This window comes from Streptomyces avermitilis MA-4680 = NBRC 14893, from assembly GCF_000009765.2.
GTDB classification, from domain to species: domain Bacteria; phylum Actinomycetota; class Actinomycetes; order Streptomycetales; family Streptomycetaceae; genus Streptomyces; species Streptomyces avermitilis.
Genome location: NC_003155.5, coordinates 3,170,881 through 3,188,893, shown reverse-complemented (window position 1 = coordinate 3,188,893; position 18,013 = coordinate 3,170,881). Strand labels below are relative to the sequence as shown.

The window sequence follows — 18,013 nt, the reverse complement described above, 5'->3', positions numbered from 1 at the left end:
GCCGAACCCGTGGGCACCCCCGGCGGACACGGCACCGCAGCCCGGCGGCGGCATATCACCCGAGGACACGGTGCTCTCGGGCGACAGCGTCCCCGCCGTACCGCACGACGACACCGGGCTCCACGCCGACATCGCCGCTGGATCGCCCCAGGACACTCTCGTTTACGGCGACGGCATCCCTTCCGCGCCCCGGGACGCGGCGTCGTCCGGTGACAGCGCCGCCGCCGCGTCCCAGGACACCGCCCCCGCACCTCAGGACACGGCGGTCCCGGGTGTCGGTACACCCTCCGTGCACGACCAGGCCACCGTCGTCTCCGTGCCGGGCGCGGGCACGCCGCCCGACGCGGGTGCGTCGGGCGCGCCGCTCTGGCAGAACCCCTTCGCCCCGCCGGCCGCCGACGCACCGACGCCCCCTTCGCCGCACCCGGCGCCGCTCAGGCCTCGCCTGCCGCCTCACCGGCCTCGTCGGGCAACCCCTTCGCCCCGCCGACGCCACCGCAGGCCCACACGCCGCCGTCGTCCGCCGCCAACCCGTTCGCCGCCCCCGTCAGCGGTTCGGACAACCCCTTCGCACCCCCTGCTTCCCCCGCCTCCTTCGCCCAGCCGGCCCCTGGTGAGCCCGTCCCCCCGCCGCCCATCGGTCCCGACGGGCCCGGACAGGTCCCGTACGGCTACCCCCAGTACCCCGCTCCCGGCTACCCCCAGTACCCCGGGCCCGGCTACCCGGGATCCGGTCACCCCGCCCCCGGCTACCCCGCGGGCCCCGCCCACGGATCCCCGTACGGACCCCACGCGGGCGCACCCGGCTACGGCTGGCCGGGGATGCCCCTCCCGCCGAGCAACGGCATGGGCACCGCCGCGCTGGTGCTCGGCATCATCTCGACCGTCGTGTTCTGTCTCTGGCCGCTCGCCATCGTCATGGGCGTGCTCAGCGTCGTCTTCGGTGTGATCGGCCGCCGCAGAGCGCGCCGGGGAGAGGCGACGAATGCCGGCCAAGCCCTCGCCGGGATCATCTGCGGAGCGGTCGGCATCGTGCTCGGTGTCGCCTTCATGGTGATCATCTTCGCCGCCGCGGAGAGCAGCAGCGACCCGTGGAGCACCACCGACGACAGCTACTCCACGTCCCTGGTCGTGCACGCGGACCGCTAGGTCCCGAGCCACCGGACACGCCCTAGCGGTCGCCGGCCGCCAGTCGTTCCCGTGCCTCCATCAGCGCGAACCCCAGCAGATTCGGGCCCCGCCACCGATCCGGGTCGCCTGCCCGCTCGTCGTCCGCCGCGAGGCCGATGCCCCACACGCGGTCCAGGGGGCTCGCCTCGACCAGCACCCGCCCGGACGTGCCCAGCAGGAACGCCTGCAGATCCATGTGCGCGGCGAACTTGTGGATGCTGCCCTCGACCACGATCCCGTACCGCTCGCGCGCCCATATGGCCTCGTCGAAGCCGCGCACCAGCCGCCCCGCCTTCTTGGCGTGCGCGGGAGTGGGCGCCTCGATCGCGCGCCGCTGAGCCTCCTCGTCCCCGAAGAGCCGAGCCTTCGCCGCCATCATCCAGTGCTCCGCCGTCGTGTACTCCACGCCGTCCACGGTGAACGGAGACGGCCACCACTGGCTCAGGCAGCTCGCCCCCACCCGTCCGTCCGGTCGCGGCCGGTGTCCCCAGAAGTGCAGGTACTTGATCCTCGCCCCCGCGTGGACCTCCCTGACCAGGGCTTCCCAAGAATCGATCTTCCCCATGCACGCGAGTCTGGCACGCACCACTGACACTCCGTCCTGCCTTTTCCGTGAGGACTCGACACCTGGTCGACAGATTCCGTCGCGTAACCAAAAGGCAACAACGGAATCACTTGTTGGAGTCCTATTGCTCTGTCAGGATCGGCAGTCAAATCAAGCTGGAGCTACGCCGACCCCCGCCCTGCGGGGTGAACGGCGGAGGAGAGCGACATGCACAATCCGGGCCATCGCTTCCAGGCGCAGGACCGCTTCGCGGACGGCGCGCAGTACATCGCGGGCAGGTTCGCCAAGGGAACCTCGGGGCGCCGTCACGCGGTCGTGGACCCCGCCACCGGCGAGGAGGTCTACCGGTACGAGCTGGCGGGCACCGCCGACGTGGACGCGGCCGTCGCCGCCGCCCGCGCCGCGTTCCCCGGCTGGGCCGCCACCACGCCCGGCGATCGCTCCGACGCCCTGCACCGCTTCGCCGCGGTCCTCGCCGACCGCGCCGAGGAGTTCGCCCGCGCCGAGTCCCTCCAGTGCGGAAAGCCCCTCAAGCTGACGCGCGAGTTCGACGTCCCGGGCACCATCGACAACACCTCCTTCTTCGCGGGGGCCGCCCGGCATCTGCAGGGCCAGTCCGCAGGCGAGTACTCCGGCGACCACACCTCGTACATACGCCGTGAGCCGATCGGCGTGGTCGGTTCCATCGCGCCCTGGAACTACCCGCTCCAGATGGCCGCCTGGAAGGTCCTCCCGGCGATCGCGGCGGGCAACACGATCGTCCTCAAGCCTGCCGAGATCACCCCGCTCACCTCCCTGCTCTTCGCCGAGGCGGCCACCCGGGCGGGCATCCCCGACGGCGTCGTCAACATCGTCACGGGCGCGGGCAGGGACGCCGGGGAACACCTCGTCGCGCACCCCGACGTCGCCATGACCTCCTTCACCGGCTCCACCGCCGTCGGCAGGCGCGTCGCCGAGATCGCCACCTCCACCGTCAAGCGGCTCCACCTGGAGCTGGGCGGCAAGGCGCCCTTCGTGGTGTTCGACGACGCCGACCTGGACGCCGCCGTGCACGGCGCGGTCGCGGGCTCGCTGATCAACACCGGCCAGGACTGCACGGCCGCCACGCGCGCGTATGTGCAAAGGCCCCTCTACGAGGAGTTCGTCGCGCGCACCGCCGCCCTGATGGAGACCGTCCGTCTCGGCGACCCGTTCGCGCACGGCACCGACCTCGGCCCGCTCGTCTCGCACGCCCAGCGTGACCGCGTCGCCGGATTCGTCGACCGGGCCCGTGCCTACGCGCGCGTGGTGACGGGCGGTGAGATCCCCGAGGAGCTCAAGGACGGCGCCTACTACCGCCCCACGCTCATCGCCGACGCCGCCCAGGACAGCGAGATCGTGCAGTCCGAGATCTTCGGGCCCGTCCTGGTGGTCCTCCCCTTCGACAGCGACGACGAGGGCATCCGGCTCGCCAACGACACTCCGTACGGGCTTGCGGCCTCCGCCTGGAGCCGGGACGTGTACCGCGCGAACCGCGCCACCCGCGAGATCAAGGCGGGCTGCGTGTGGGTCAACGACCACATTCCGATCATCAGCGAGATGCCGCACGGCGGATACAAGGCGTCCGGCTTCGGCAAGGACATGTCCGCGTACTCGTTCGAGGAGTACACCCAGATCAAGCACGTTATGTTCGATAACACAGCAATTGTCCGAAAGGACTGGCACCGCACGATCTTCGGGGACCGGCCGTAATCGTTTTCCGGCTACCGCCGGGTGGCACCACCGGCCGTCGACCAAGGCCGAACCACTCCACCGGAAAGGCATCACGCACATGGAGCAGTACGAGCCCGACCGCCTGTCCCCGGCCCAACTGGCCGCGGTGCGGCGCAGTTTCAGGAACGGCAGGGCCTCCCTCACCCGCCGTTCGCTGCTGCGCGCCTCCGCCGGCGGCGCGCTCGCGGTCGGCGGTCTCGGGGCGCTGAGCGCCTGCGGGATCCCCGCGGCGGGCAGGACCGAGGGCGGCGTCTCCGCCGAGGATCATTCGGCCGAGGAGAAGACGATCAACTTCTCCAACTGGCCCGAATACATCGACGTGGACGACAGCGGCAAGCGGCACCCCACGCTCGACGCCTTCGCCAAGCGGACCGGGATCCAGGTCAAGTACACCGAGGACATCAACGACAACGACGAGTTCTTCGGCAAGATCCAGCCGCAGCTCGCCGCGGGTCAGTCCACCGGCCGGGACCTCATCGTGCTCACCGACTGGCTGGCCGCCCGCATGATCCGGCTCGGCTACGTCCAGAAACTGGACCCGTCCCACCTGCCGCACGCCTTCGCCAACCTGTCGGACCAGTTCCGCGCCCCCGACTGGGATCCCGGACGCGCCTACTCGTACCCGTGGCAGGGCATCTCGACCGTCATCGCGTACAACAAGAAGGCGCTCGACGGTGTCGAGGTGAAGTCGGTCTCCGACCTGCTCGACAACCCCAAGCTCAAGGGCCGCGTCGGCTTCCTGACCGAGATGCGCGACAGCGTCGGCATGACCATGCTCGACATGGGCAAGGACCCGGCGAAGTTCACGGACGACGACTACGACGCGGTGATCGCCCGTCTCCAGAAGGCCGTCGACAAGGGGCAGATCCGCCGCTTCACCGGCAACGACTACACGTCCGACCTCAGCAAGGGCGACTTCGCCGCCTGCATCGCCTGGGCGGGCGACATCGTCCAGCTCCAGGCGGACAACCCCGACGTCGGCTACGTGATCCCCGACAGCGGATACATGACGTCGACCGACAACATGCTGATCCCCAACAAGGCGCGTCACAAGACGAACGCGGAGCGGCTCATCGACTACTACTACGAGCTGGAGCCGGCCGCCGAACTCGCCGCCTACATCAACTACGTGAGCCCGGTCGCGGGAGTGCAGCCCTATCTTGCCAAGATCGACAAGTCGGCGGCGGACAACCCGCTGATCGTTCCCGACAAGGCCATGCAGGCCAAGTCCCATGCCTTCCGCTCACTGAGCTCGAAGGAAGAGACGGCCTATCAGCAGAAGTTCGCGAAGCTCACAGGGGCGTGACGACGATGAACAACACGGACAACAGCGGCGACGTCCGCCTCTCCGGAATCAGCAAGACCTACGGCTCCTTCACCGCCGTGCAACCGCTCGACCTGACCGTGCCGCAGGGCTCGTTCTTCGCCCTGCTCGGCGCTTCCGGCTGCGGCAAGACCACCACGCTGCGCATGATCGCGGGACTGGAGGAACCTTCCTCCGGCACCGTGTTCCTCGGCGACCAGGAGGTCACCCACCTGCCGCCCTACAAGCGACCGGTGAACACGGTCTTCCAGTCGTACGCCCTCTTCCCGCACCTCGACATCTTCGAGAACGTGGCCTTCGGCCTGCGCCGGCGCGGCATCAAGTCGGTGAAGAAGCAGGTCGAGGACATGCTGGACCTCGTCCAGCTCGGCGAGCAGGCGCGCAAGAAACCGCACCAGCTCTCCGGCGGCCAGCAGCAGCGCGTCGCCGTCGCCCGCGCGCTGATCAACCACCCCAAGGTGCTGCTCCTCGACGAGCCCCTCGGCGCCCTCGACCTCAAACTGCGCCGTCAGATGCAGCTGGAGCTCAAGCGCATCCAGACCGAGGTCGGCATCACCTTCGTGCACGTCACCCACGACCAGGAGGAGGCCATGACCATGGCCGACACGGTCGCCGTGATGAACGCGGGCCGCGTCGAACAGCTCGGCTCGCCCGCCGACCTCTACGAGAACCCGAACACCACGTTCGTCGCCAACTTCCTCGGCACCTCCAACCTCATCGAGGCGGAGGTCGACTCCAAGGGCGGCGACGAGATCGTCCTCAGGGCGGGCGGTGGCAAGCTCACGCTGCCCACGGCGCGATGTTCGGCGGCCACGACGACCGGCGGCAAGGTCCTTGTGGGCGTCCGCCCCGAGAAGATCTCCCTCACGCACGCCGACGACGCGGGCGAGATCCCGGCGGGCCGCAACCGGATCACCGGGAAGATCGCCGACTCCAGCTTCATCGGAGTCTCCACCCAGTACGTCATCGACAGCGCGGTCTGCCCCGAGTTCGAGGTCTACGCCCAGAACATCGACCGCGACTCCCGGCTCACCCCCGGCGCCGACGTCGTCCTGCACTGGAACCCGGCTCACACCTTCGGTCTGGACGCCGCGCAGGACATCGACGCGGGCGTGGAGACGGTCGAGGAAGAGGCCGCGTGATGACGAGCCTCGCCGACGCCCCGCCGCCGCTCGCCCCGCCCGCCGCCGAGAAGCCGCCCAGGTCGCCCAAGGCGCGCAAACGCGGCCGCCTCGTCCCGTACTGGCTGCTGCTGCCCGGCCTCCTGTGGCTGGTGGTCTTCTTCGCGCTGCCGATGATCTACCAGGCCTCCACCTCCGTGCAGACGGGTTCCCTGGAGGAGGGCTTCAAGGTCACCTGGCACTTCCAGACCTACTGGAACGCCCTGTCCGACTACTGGCCGCAGTTCCTGCGGTCCGTGCTCTACGCGGGCGCCGCCACGCTCCTGTGTCTGCTGCTCGGCTACCCGCTCGCGTATCTGATCGCCTTCCGCGCCGGCCGCTGGCGCAACGTCGTGCTGATCCTGGTCATCGCGCCGTTCTTCACCAGCTTCCTGATCCGTACGCTCGCCTGGAAGACGATCCTCGCGGACGGCGGCCCGGTCGTCGGCACCCTCAACTCGCTGCACGTCCTGGACGTCACCAACTGGCTCGGCATGACCGCGGGCGACCGCGTCCTGGCCACCCCGCTCGCGGTGGTCTGCGGTCTGACGTACAACTTCCTGCCGTTCATGATCCTCCCGCTCTACACCTCGCTGGAGCGCATCGACGGACGCCTCCACGAGGCGGCGGGCGATCTGTACGCGAAGCCGTTCACCACCTTCCGGAAGGTCACCTTCCCGCTGTCGATGCCGGGCGTCGTCTCCGGAACGCTGCTGACCTTCATCCCGGCCAGCGGCGACTACGTGAACGCCGATCTCCTCGGCTCCACGGACACCCGCATGGTCGGCAACGTCATCCAGACGCAGTTCCTGCGGATTCTCGACTATCCGACGGCCGCGGCACTCTCGTTCATCCTCATGGCCGCGATCCTCATCATGGTCACGCTCTACATCCGCAAGTCCGGGACGGAGGATCTGGTCTAAATGCCCTTCGTGCGCTGGCTCAAGCATCATCTCGTCGTCATCGCGGGACTGTTCACGCTCGGCTATCTGCTGCTGCCGAACGTCGTCGTCACGGTGTTCTCCTTCAACAAACCGAAGGGGCGCTTCAACTACGAATGGCAGCAGTTCTCCACGGAAGCCTGGCGCGATCCCTGTGGTGTCGCCGACATGTGCGGCTCACTCTCGCTCAGCCTCCAGATCGCGTTCTGGGCGACCGTCGGGGCCACCGCCCTCGGCACGATGATCGCCTTCGCCCTGGTCCGCTACCGCTTCCGCGCGCGCGGCGCCGTGAACTCGCTGATCTTCCTGCCGATGGCGATGCCCGAGGTCGTCATGGCCGCCTCGCTGCTGACGCTCTTCCTCAACATGGGCGCTCAGCTGGGGTTCTGGACGATCCTGATCGCCCACATCATGTTCTGCCTCAGCTTCGTCGTGACAGCCGTCAAGGCGCGCGTCATGTCGATGGACCCGCGCCTGGAGCAGGCGGCACAGGACCTGTACGCCGGCCCGGTGCAGACCTTCCTCAGGGTCACCCTGCCCATCGCGGCCCCCGGAATCGCCGCGGGCGCGCTGCTCGCCTTCGCGCTCTCCTTCGACGATTTCATCATCACCAATTTCAACGCGGGCTCGACCGTCACCTTCCCCATGTTCGTCTGGGGATCGGCACAGCGCGGCACACCCGTTCAGATCAATGTCATCGGTACGGCCATGTTCCTTGTCGCCGTGCTGTTCGTTCTGGCCGGAATGGTCGTCGGCAATCGCCGTAACCGGCAGAAGGCGTAAAGCGATTCACCTGTAGGGAGTTGAAATCATGGCCCCAAGCGCCATGAGTCGTTGGACCACATCTCTTTCCGAAGCGCAGCCGGTTCCGTACTGGCTGGACGACCCCGGCAGGCCCCGCCCCGAGCCCGCCCTCACCGGCGCCGAGACCTGCGACCTGCTCGTCGTCGGCGGCGGCTACAGCGGACTGTGGACCGCGCTGCTCGCCAAGGAGCGTGACCCGGGCCGCGACGTGGTCCTGCTGGAAGGCCGCGAGGTGGGCTGGGCCGCCTCCGGCCGCAACGGCGGCTTCTGCGCCGCCTCCCTCACCCACGGTCTGGCCAACGGCCTCGCCCGCTGGCCGGACGAGATCGGGAAGCTGGAGGAGCTGGGCGCCCGCAACCTCGACGAGATCGAGGCGGCCGTCGCCCGCTACTCCCTCGACTGCGACTTCGAGCGCACCGGCGAGATCGACGTCGCCACCGAGCCGCACCAGGCCGAGGAACTCCGCGCGTGGTACGAGAAGCTGCGGCGGAAGGGCCTCGCGGACGGCATCGATCTCCTGGACGCCGGGGCGGTGCGGGAACAGGTCGACTCGCCGACCTTCCTGGCCGGGCTGCACGACCGCGGGGGCGTCGCGATGCTCCACCCGGCCAAGCTCGCCTGGGGCCTCAAGCGCGCCTGTCTCGGACTCGGTGTGCGCGTGTACGAGCACACACCCGCCCTGAACCTCGAGGCGTACGGCGCCGGCATGGCCGTACGCACCCCCTACGGCTCGATCCGCGCCCGCCGGGTCGCGCTCGGCACCAACATCTTCCCGAATCTGATCAAGCGGGTGCGCGCGTACACCGTGCCGGTCTACGACTACGCGCTGATGACCGAACCGCTGACGGACGACCAGCTGGCCGCCGTCGGCTGGAAGAACCGCCAGGGGACTCGGGGACAGCGCCAACCAGTTCCACTACTTCCGGCTCTCCGCCGACAACCGGATCCTGTGGGGCGGTTACGACGCGATCTACCCCTACGGCGGCCGGGTACGGGCCGAGTACGACGACCGCCCCGAGACGTACGCCAAGCTCGCCGGGCACTTCTTCACCTGCTTCCCGCAGCTGGAGGGCGTCCGCTTCACGCACGCGTGGGGCGGCGCGATCGACACCTGCTCGCGCTTCTCGGCGTTCTTCGGCACCGCGCACCAGGGAAAGGTCGCGTACGCGGCGGGCTACACGGGCCTCGGCGTCGGGGCGACCCGGTTCGGCGCGGACGTGATGCTGGACCTGCTGGCGGGGGAGCGCACGGAGCGCACCGAGCTGGAGATGGTCCGCAGGAAGCCGCTGCCCTTCCCGCCGGAGCCGTTCGCCTGGACGGGCATCGCGCTCACCAAGTGGTCGCTGGCACGCGCGGACGCGCACGGCGGCCGGCGGAACCTCTGGCTGAAGGCCATGGACAGGCTGGGTCTGGGCTTCGACAGCTGACGCTCGCGGTGGCGCGCGGGCGGGTCGCGTTCCGCTCGAACGGCGTACGCCCCGCGCCACCGCTGTGCCCCGGTTCGCACCGGTCCCTGACGGCAGGTAACCGCCGGAGGTCTTGACAACCGAATTGGTCTGGACCAAGTTGGGCGCGCTCCACCCTCCTCTTCCCCCCTGCCCGGAGGCACTTGTGGACCGCACCCGACGCACCGTGCCGCGCCCACGGCGGCACAGACTTCTCGCCGTGGGCGCGGCCGCCGTCCTGGCCGTACCCGCAATGACCGCGCTCTCGTCGGCCGCCCGCGCGGCCGACGCGGACCTCGCACGCAACGGCGGGTTCGAGTCCGGCCTGAACGCCTGGACATGTGCGGCCGACAGCGGAAAGACCGTCAACTCGCCCGTACGGAGCGGAGGTTCCGCGCTCCAGGCGACCCCGGCCGGCAGCGATCACGCCCAGTGCGCGCAGACGGTGACCGTGAAACCGGACGCGCAGTACACCCTGTCCGGATACGTCCGGGGCAGCTACGTCTACCTCGGCGCGAGCGGCACCGGCACCACCGACGTCTCCACCTGGACCCAGTCCGCCCCCGACTGGCAGCAGCTCACCACCACGTTCCGCACCGGCCCGTCCACCACCGAGGTCACGGTCTACACCCACGGCTGGTACGGCACCGGCGCCTACTACGCCGACGACATCTCCCTGGTCGGTCCGGGCGTGGACGCGGGTCAGCCACCGGCGGCGCCGACGGGCCTGAAGGCGGGCACGGTGACGTCCACGAGTGTCGCCCTGTCCTGGTCGGCGGTCCCCGGAGCCACGGGGTACGCGATCTACCGCGACGGGGTGAAGGCCCGGTCCGTGACCGGCACTTCGGCCACGGTGACCGGTCTGTCACCGGCCACGGCGTACGGCTTCCAGGTCGCGGCCGTGAACGACGCGGGCGAGTCGGCGAAGTCGGCGACGGTGCCGGCCACGACGTCGGCGGGCTCGGGCGGCGGCTCGACGGACCTGCCCGCCCACGCCCTGGTCGGCTACCTCCACGCGAGCTTCGCCAACGGCTCCGGCTACACGCGCATGGCGGACGTGCCCGACAGCTGGGACGTCATCGACCTGGCCTTCGGCGAACCGACCTCCACCACCTCGGGCGACATCCGCTTCACGCGCTGCCCGGTCACCGAGTGCCCGAACGTCGAGAACGACGCCGACTTCAAGGCGGCGATCAAGGCGAAGCGGGCGGCCGGCAAGAAGGTCCTGATATCGATCGGCGGCCAGAACGGCCAGGTCCAGCTGGCCACGACGGCGGCGCGCGACACCTTCGTCTCCTCCGTCTCGAAGATCATCGACGAGTACGGCCTGGACGGCCTGGACATCGACTTCGAGGGGCACTCGCTGGCGCTGGACGCGAGCGACACGAACTTCAAGAGCCCGACCACACCCGTGATCGTCAACCTGATCTCGGCGCTGAGGACCCTGAAGGCGAGGTACGGCTCGACGTTCGTCCTGACCATGGCGCCGGAGACCTTCTTCGTCCAGCTCGGCCACCAGTACTACGGCACGGGCAAGTGGGGCGGCCAGGACCCGAGGGCGGGCGCGTACCTCCCGGTGATCCACGCCCTGCGCGACGACCTCACCCTGCTGCACGTCCAGGACTACAACTCGGGTCCGGTCATGGGGCTCGACGACCAGTACCACTCGATGGGCGGCGCCGACTTCCACATCGCCATGACCGACATGCTGCTGACGGGCTTCCCGGTGGCGGGCGACGCCAACAACGTCTTCCCGCCGCTGCGCCCCGACCAGATCACGATCGGCATGCCGGCCTCGACGAACGCGGGCAACGGCCATGTGTCCCCCACGGAGGTGAACAAGACCCTGAACTGCCTCACGAGGAAGACCGACTGCGGCTCGTACGCGACCCACGGCACGTGGCCCGCGCTCCGCGGCCTGATGACGTGGTCGATCAACTGGGACCGGTTCGGGAGCTGGGAGTTCCAGCGGAACTTCGACCAGTACTTCGGCTGAGGAACATCGCGAGCGCCGTCAGCAGCAGCGCGCCCAGGCACCAGCTCGCCACGACGTCCAGCGGCCAGTGATAGCCACGGCGGATCAGGCCGACGGCGACCGCGAGGTTCAGGGTGACGGAGGCGGCGAGCACGGTGCGGCGGGCCCAGGTGGCGTGCAGCCGGGGCAGCAGGAGCAGGGCCGCCGTGCCGTAGGCGATCGTGGCCGTGGCGGTGTGGCCCGAGGGATAGAAGCCCGTGCCCGGGCCCATGACCGGGGGTCCCGGGCGGGCGATCAGTTCCTTGAGCGGGACGATCAGGGCCGGGAGGGCCGCCACCAGGAGCGCCGCGGCCGTGGACGGGAGCCACCAGCGATCCGCACCGGCCCGGCGGTCGCGTACGGCCACGTACACCAGGACGACGGCCAGCACCGGTACCGCGACCGTGGCGTTGCCCAGATCGGCGAGGAGTTCGGAGAAGCGGCCCGGACGGACCAGCGTGCCGCTGAGGCGTTCGTCCGCGCGGGCCAGGGGGCCGTGGGCCGCGACCTGCCAGGTGATCAGCGCGAGGAGAAGGGCCGAAAGGCCGAGGAGGAAGGTCGGCCGCCCCGGAACAGGGGGGGTGGTTCCGGGGCGGCCGTCCAGATCGGTGTGCCGCCCGCCCCGGGGGGTTTGGGGCGTGCGGCCATCCGATCGGTGAGGAGAACCGGAGCCGGAAGCTCCGGGTGTGTGCGCGAGGGCACGACCAGGTCGAAGCTGGGGAGGCCTCGGCCCGAAGCCGTCCACAGTCCCCTGTGGGCGGGGTGTATCTCTCATCTGGGTAGAACCTACGGCAGGGAAATCCGCTGCGACAGCCGGAATCGCGTCCCGCCATCCACCTTGCACACGTTCTTCACGCGCTCCGCCCCCTGCCGTCCCGCACCGGAATCCGGCCCGGACCCCGGATACGGGACGTGTGGGGCGTCAGATACGGGAGAACGCCTGCTCAATGATGTCGAGGCCCTCGTTCAGCAGGTCCTCGCCGATGACCAGCGGAGGCAGGAAGCGCAGCACGTTGCCGTAGGTGCCACAGGTCAGGACCAGCAGGCCCTCCTGGTGGCACGCCTTGGCGAGCGCGCCGGCCGCCTCCGGGTTCGGCTCCTTGGTGTCGCGGTCCTTGACCAGCTCGATCGCGATCATCCCGCCACGGCCGCGGACGTCGCCGATGATGTCGAACTTCTCGGCCATGGCACCCAGGCGGGCCTTCATGACGGCCTCGATGTTCTTCGCCTTGGCGTTGAGGTCGAGCTCCTTCATCGTCTCGATCGCGCCGAGCGCACCCGCGCAGGCGACCGGGTTGCCGCCGTAGGTGCCGCCCAGGCCGCCCGCGTGCGCGGCGTCCATGATCTCGGCGCGGCCGGTGACGGCGGCGAGCGGCAGACCGCCCGCGATGCCCTTGGCGGTCGTGATCAGGTCCGGGACGATGCCCTCGTCCTCGCACGCGAACCACTGGCCGGTGCGGCAGAAGCCGGACTGGATCTCGTCGGCGACGAAGACGATGCCGTTGTCCTTGGCGAACTTGCTGATGGCGGGGAGGAAGCCCTTCGCGGGCTCGATGAAGCCGCCCTCGCCGAGCACCGGCTCGATGATGATCGCGGCGACGTTGTCGGCGCCGATCTGCTTGTTGATCATGTCGATCGCCTGGGCGGAGGCCTCGGCACCGGCGTTCTCCGGGCCGGTCAGCCAGCGGTAGCCGTACGCCACCGGCACCCGGTAGACCTCGGGCGCGAACGGTCCGAAGCCGTTCTTGTACGGCATGTTCTTCGCGGTCAGCGCCATCGTGAGGTTCGTACGGCCGTGGTAGCCGTGGTCGAACACGACGACCGCCTGGCGCTTGGTGTACGCGCGGGCGATCTTGACGGCGTTCTCGACGGCCTCGGCGCCCGAGTTGAACAGGGCCGACTTCTTGGCGTGGTCACCCGGCGTGAGCTCGGCCAGCGCCTCGGCGACGGCGACGTAGCCCTCGTACGGCGTGACCATGAAACAGGTGTGCGTGAAGTCCTGGAGCTGGGCGGAGGCGCGGCGTACGACGGCCTCGGCGGAGGCGCCCACGGACGTCACCGCGATGCCGGAGCCGAAGTCGATCAGGCGGTTGCCGTCGACGTCCTCGATGATGCCGCCGCCGGCGCGCGTGGTGAAGACCGGCAGCACCGAACCCACACCGGCCGCGACCACGGCGGTACGGCGGGCCTGCAGCTCCTGCGACTTCGGGCCGGGGATGGCGGTGACGACGCGGCGCTCCTGCGGAAGTGCGCTCATGAGGGGCTCCCTGATGATCTTGCGAACCGGGGGTGTGCGGCCACCGGGGATTTCCGGCTGGCCGGGACGTTCCCGGCGGGGTGTTTTCGGACGCTTGCCTTCTTTCTTCGCAGGCTAGGGCCGGGGACGGGGAGCGGGCATGCTCCATGTGGGCGTTTTCGGCGTGTGTGCTTGTCCGTCGTGGACATAGAACCCCGGGGCGCGGCGGTGCGCATCCCCGGGCGCCCCGGCCGCGTAAACGGTGAACTCCCCCTGCGGGGGCGTTAGATTGACTCGCTGAGGGTGCACGGAGCGGCTGGTCAGGGGGCAAGGGCGATGGACAGCGACGGGACGCAGGACGCACGGGGTACGCATGCGACTCCTGTGCCACGACCCGCCGCACCCCCACCACCCGTGCCGCCCATGCCGCGCGGCGCGCCCCCCGTGCCCGAGCAGGCCCCGGCCCGCCCGGCCACCGTCGCCGACTGGCTCGACGAACCCCGCCCGGCCGCCGCACCCGGGATCTGGCGGTACGGCTACCGGGTGCCACGGCCGGCGAAGGGAGCGCAGCGGCTCTCCCCGGTCACGATCGTCGGTCTCGCGGTGCCGCTGGTGGTGGCGCTGATCGTCTGGTCCCTGTGGCGCCACGGCAGCGTGCCCTACCAGTGGATCGTGCTGAAGCTCTTCACCCCGGACGACTGGTGGTGGGGCGGCACCACCGCGCCGAAGACCTGGCAGGGGCAGGAGGCCATCGAGGTCTACACCGGGGTGTTCTTCGCCGTCCTCGTCTACGCCATGGGACGGCTGGGAAGCTGGTCCGACGTGGTCCGTCACTACGTCACCCGCCGGCCGCAGCCCGCGCGCGCCCTGCTGGCCGCCCTGGGCGCCCTGCTCACGCTGACCTTCGTCTTCCCCCGCGCCTTCCCCGGCGTCGGCTGGGACGCACTGCCGGTCGTCGCACCCCTCTTCTCCGTCACGGCCCTGCTCACCGGCGGCTACGAGGTGTTCCAGTCGCAGCTGGTCACCGACGGTCTGTACGCGCTGATCACCCTGCTGGTCCTGTGGCCCTTCGCCAGGATCGGCGACTGGTGGCCGTTCGCCAGGGAACGGTTGGCCGCGCGCGGCCGCGGCCGGGCGCCCGAGACCCCGGCCGCCCCCCGGCCACCCGCCCAGTGGCCCGAACTCCATGACGCGGGGCAGCACCAGGCGGCGGACCTGCTCTCCGGAGAGGTGCTCTCCGGCCGGATGAACGACGTGGACTGCGCCCGTGTCCGGCACGCGTGGAACGCGGCGAAGCGGGACGGCGCGCGCCTCGCCGCCTTCAGCGACACCGTGCTGCGCCGGGGCGCCGCCGCCTGGGTCCACCCGTCCGGCGCCCGGGACCTGCCGGCCCGCACCGCACGCCACGACGTGCTCGAAGGCCAGGTGCGCATCGGGCGCTGGTCGGCCGGGGACCGTACGCCGCTCGTCTACCGCGGGGCCGGCGCGGCCCTCGACGCCGAGACCCTCGGCACCTCACTCCTCGCGGTGGGTCCGTCCGGCTCCGGCAAGACCCGCCAGCTGGTCCGGCCCCTCGTCGAGTCGCTCACCCTGCGAGCGCTCACCGGACGGTGCGCCGTCGTCGTGGTCGCCGCCGCCGGCACGCCCCTCGGCCCGGACTCGGCGTTCGACGTGGTCGTCAAGATCGGCGATCCCTCCTCCGTCCACGACCTGGACCCGTACGCGGATTCCGACGACCCCGACGAGGTGGCGTCCTTCCTGGCCGAAGGCCTGGTCGGAGACCTCGACACGGTCGACGGCCGGCGTGCCGCCACCGCGCTCGCCCAACTGCTCGGCCCCTACCGGGCGGTGCACGGACGGTTCCCGGCGCTGCCCGTGCTGCGGGAGCTTCTGGAGGGCGAGCCGGCGGCGCTGTCGTCCCTGCGGGAGGCGCTGGCGGGGGACGAACACGCCGTGATGCGCCGGGAACTCGACGCCCGCATCCGGCAGGCCGGGAGCGCGGCCGACGCCGGACCGGCTCTCGCCGACCGGCTCGCGCTGCTCGACCGGCCGGTCTTCGCCGCGTTCTTCGGCGGCGGCGGTACGGACAGCGGGATCCGGCCGTTCTCACTGCGGTCCGTGGTCCATCATCCGCTGCGGGTGCGCGTCGATCTGCCCGAGCGCGGGCACGAGGAGGCGTCCCGGCTGATCGCACGGCTCGTGCTGGCCCAGTTCACCGCCGTGGTGCGGGGCGGGGAGCGGGCCGGGGAGCGGGCCCACTTCGTCTGTCTGGTCCTCGACGACGCCACCGGGACGCCGACCACCGAATCCGTACGCGGCATGCAGCGCCTGCGCTCCCAGAACGCCGGAGTGGTCCTCGCGCTGCGCACGATCGGCGACGTGCCCGAGGCGCTGCACGGGCCGCTGTACGGGGCGGTCGGCTGCCGTATGGCGTTCTCCGGCGTCACGACGTGGGACGGCAGCCGGTTCGCCCACGCCTGGGGCACCGAGTGGGTGGAGACCCGTGACGTGGCCCAGCACACGGTCTTCGCGGACCAGCCGATGACGCGGGCCATCCACGCCCTGCGCAAGCTGGTCACCGGCAAGGCCGTGACCACGGACGCGGTGACCGTACGGCAGGTCGAGCGGGAGCGGTGGTCGGCGTCCGAGCTGGCGCACGAGGTGCCGCCGGGCCACGCGGTGCTGTCGCTCACCAGCGTCGCGGGCGAGCACGCGCCGCCGCTGCTCGTGGATCTACGGGGCTGACCTGGACGTCTGGATGTAACGTCACGGTCGGACCGTACGGTGAGGCAGAATCGACACAGGTCGTTCATACGCAGCGGCCAAAAGATCACAAAGATCACACAGACCTGAAGGCCTCATGCCCCCCACGCTCGCCTCGCTCGTCCACCACTCCGCGCTCAAGCTGACCGTGCGAGCGGGCGAGGACCGCCTGGATGTGCCCGTCCGCTGGGCGCACGTCAGCGAGCTCGCCGACCCCGTCCCCTACATGGAGGGCGGGGAACTGCTGCTGATCACCGCGCTCAAACTGGACGCGGAGGATCCCGAGGTCATGCGGCGCTATGTGAAGCGCCTGGCGGGCGCGGGCGTGGTCGGGCTCGGTTTCGCCGTCGGGGTCAACTACGAGGAGATCCCCGAGGCGCTCGTCGACGCGGCGGACAAAGAGGGGCTGCCGCTGCTCGAAGTGCCCCGGCGCACGCCCTTCCTCGCCATCAGCAAGGCCGTCTCCGCGGCCATCGCCGCCGACCAGTACCGGGCGGTCACGGCAGGGTTCGCCGCCCAGCGCGAGCTGACCAAGCAGGCGCTGGGCGGTGGGGCCGAGGGGCTGCTCACCGCGCTGGCCGGACAGGTCGACGGCTGGGACGGCTGCTGTACGACGCCTCGGGCGCCGTCGTCGCCACCGCACCCGAGTGGGCGGGCCGACGGGCCGCCCGGATCACCCCGGACGTGGAGCGGCTGCGGGAGCGGCCGGCGCCCGCGAGCGCGGTGGTCGGCGCGCCCGACAACGAGGACCGCGTCGAGCTGCACTCGCTCGGCACCGGCCGCCGGCCGCGCGCCGCGCTCGCCGTCGGCACGGCCGCCGCCCTCGGCACCGCCGAGCGGTACGCCGTGCACTCCGCGATCGCCCTGCTCACGCTGACCACCGAGCGGTCGCGCTCGCTGCACGCCGCCGAACAGCGGATCGGGGCGGCCGTCCTGCGCATGCTGCTGGCCGGGGAGTCCGATCACGCCCGGGCCGTCGCCGGGGATCTGTACGGTGCCCTGCTCGACGCTCCGTTCCGGCTGATCCTGGCCGAGTCGGCGTCCGCGTCGGCCGCGCGGGCGCATGCCGACAGGCACGCGCGCGTGGCGCCCACGAAGCGCTCGCCCGCCGCCGTCGCCGTGCCCGAGACCAACGGGGACCCGCTCGGCGGCCTCGCGGAGATCGTCGAGTCCGCCGCCGCCCGGTCCGGCGAGTCCGTGCTGCTCGTGCCCGACGGGGAGCGGCTCGTGGTGCTCGCCGTGGACGGGGGCGCCGCGGTCGCCGCCTGCGGGGAGTACGCGGCGGCGCTGGAGGCGGCGCGGGCCGCGACGCGGGAGCAGCCCGTGACCGACGAGGACGAGCTGGTCGTGGGGCTGTCGGCGCCGGCGGGACCGATCGCGGCGGGGGCCGCGTACAAGCAGGCCGAGCAGGCGCTGTCGGTGGCGCGGCGCCGTGGACGTTTCCTCGTCGAGCACGAGGAGCTGGCGGCCGGGTCCGTACTGCCGCTGCTCGCGGACGACGCGGTGCGGGCGTTCGCGGACGGGCTGCTGCGGGCGCTGCGCGAGCACGACGCGACGGGGCGGGGCGATCTCGTGGCGTCGCTGCGCGCCTGGCTGTCGCGGCACGGGCAGTGGGACGCGGCCGCGGCCGATCTGGGGGTGCACCGGCATACGCTGCGGTACCGGATGCGGCGGGTCGAGGAGATTCTGGGGCGGTCGCTGGACGATCCGGATGTGCGGATGGAGCTGTGGCTGGCGTTGAAGACGACGGCCGCGGCGGGAGAGTGAACCGGCGTCGGCGCGGGCGCTGCCGGGGGGTGTGACCCCGGGCGAGCCCGGCGGAGTCCGGCGACCGCGCCA

Annotated in this window: 13 protein-coding genes and 2 pseudogenes; 11 read left to right on the top strand and 4 right to left on the bottom strand. The window is 71.0% G+C overall.

Annotated elements, in window-relative coordinates; genetic code table 11:
* Positions 1-434 precede the first annotated feature (434 nt).
* Complete coding sequence (locus tag SAVERM_RS45315) at positions 435-563, bottom strand: hypothetical protein (RefSeq protein ID WP_261172585.1); 129 nt, start codon at positions 561-563, stop codon at positions 435-437.
* Positions 564-822: 259 nt separating this feature from the next.
* Between SAVERM_RS45315 and SAVERM_RS44710 the strand changes: the two genes are divergently transcribed.
* Positions 823-1,149 (top strand): DUF4190 domain-containing protein, encoded by a 327-nt coding sequence (locus SAVERM_RS44710; RefSeq protein ID WP_010984030.1) that lies wholly within the window; start codon positions 823-825, stop codon positions 1,147-1,149.
* A gap of 22 nt (positions 1,150-1,171) precedes the next feature.
* Here SAVERM_RS44710 and SAVERM_RS13510 read toward each other — a convergent pair whose 3' ends face one another.
* Positions 1,172-1,735, bottom strand: a complete 564-nt coding sequence (locus SAVERM_RS13510) for an NADAR family protein (protein ID WP_171033195.1) — start codon at positions 1,733-1,735, stop codon at positions 1,172-1,174.
* Positions 1,736-1,942: 207 nt separating this feature from the next.
* Here SAVERM_RS13510 and SAVERM_RS13505 point away from each other — a divergent pair, with 207 nt between their 5' ends.
* From SAVERM_RS13505 to SAVERM_RS13475, 8 genes and pseudogenes are all read left to right on the top strand, one after another.
* Entirely contained in the window at positions 1,943-3,466 is a 1,524-nt protein-coding gene (locus tag SAVERM_RS13505; protein ID WP_010984028.1) for a gamma-aminobutyraldehyde dehydrogenase, read from the top strand.
* Between the two features lie 79 nt (positions 3,467-3,545).
* Complete coding sequence (locus SAVERM_RS13500; protein ID WP_010984027.1) at positions 3,546-4,793, top strand: ABC transporter substrate-binding protein; 1,248 nt, start codon at positions 3,546-3,548, stop codon at positions 4,791-4,793.
* Positions 4,790-5,953: an ABC transporter ATP-binding protein gene (locus SAVERM_RS13495; protein WP_010984026.1), complete on the top strand. Its 1,164-nt coding sequence runs from the start codon at positions 4,790-4,792 to the stop codon at positions 5,951-5,953. The genes SAVERM_RS13500 and SAVERM_RS13495 overlap by 4 nt, the downstream gene beginning before the upstream one ends.
* Entirely contained in the window at positions 5,953-6,894 is a 942-nt protein-coding gene (locus SAVERM_RS13490; protein WP_037652061.1) for an ABC transporter permease, read from the top strand. Before SAVERM_RS13495 ends, SAVERM_RS13490 begins: the two co-directional genes overlap by 1 nt.
* Complete coding sequence (locus SAVERM_RS13485; protein ID WP_010984024.1) at positions 6,895-7,695, top strand: ABC transporter permease; 801 nt, start codon at positions 6,895-6,897, stop codon at positions 7,693-7,695.
* A gap of 28 nt (positions 7,696-7,723) precedes the next feature.
* A pseudogene (locus SAVERM_RS13480) lies at positions 7,724-8,761 on the top strand (NAD(P)/FAD-dependent oxidoreductase); the annotation flags it as partial.
* Positions 8,661-9,143 carry an FAD-binding oxidoreductase/lyase gene (locus SAVERM_RS45550; RefSeq protein ID WP_338059019.1) on the top strand — a complete coding sequence of 161 codons (483 nt, stop codon included), beginning with the start codon at positions 8,661-8,663 and terminating at the stop codon, positions 9,141-9,143. The pseudogene SAVERM_RS13480 and the gene SAVERM_RS45550, both read left to right, overlap by 101 nt.
* A gap of 184 nt (positions 9,144-9,327) precedes the next feature.
* The gene (locus SAVERM_RS13475; RefSeq protein WP_010984021.1) at positions 9,328-11,157 is read left to right on the top strand and encodes a chitinase; all 1,830 of its coding nucleotides are present in this window, start codon (positions 9,328-9,330) and stop codon (positions 11,155-11,157) included.
* On the opposite strand, the gene SAVERM_RS13470 is transcribed toward SAVERM_RS13475, so the two are convergent.
* Together SAVERM_RS13470 and gabT are read right to left on the bottom strand one after the other, a co-directional pair.
* A complete protein-coding gene (locus tag SAVERM_RS13470) occupies positions 11,096-11,950 on the bottom strand; it encodes a phosphatase PAP2 family protein (protein ID WP_078234459.1) in 855 nt (284 codons plus the stop codon). The two genes, SAVERM_RS13475 and SAVERM_RS13470, sit on opposite strands and share 62 nt — an antisense overlap.
* 147 nt (positions 11,951-12,097) lie before the next feature.
* Positions 12,098-13,432: a 4-aminobutyrate--2-oxoglutarate transaminase gene (gene gabT / locus SAVERM_RS13465; RefSeq protein WP_010984019.1), complete on the bottom strand. Its 1,335-nt coding sequence runs from the start codon at positions 13,430-13,432 to the stop codon at positions 12,098-12,100.
* Between the two features lie 315 nt (positions 13,433-13,747).
* On the opposite strand from gabT, the gene SAVERM_RS13460 reads away from it, so the two are divergent.
* On the top strand, positions 13,748-16,156 hold the full coding sequence (locus SAVERM_RS13460; RefSeq protein ID WP_037652056.1) for a type IV secretory system conjugative DNA transfer family protein: 2,409 nt from the start codon (positions 13,748-13,750) through the stop codon (positions 16,154-16,156).
* Between the two features lie 115 nt (positions 16,157-16,271).
* A pseudogene (locus tag SAVERM_RS13455) lies at positions 16,272-17,941 on the top strand (PucR family transcriptional regulator).
* Positions 17,942-18,013: the final 72 nt, after the last annotated feature.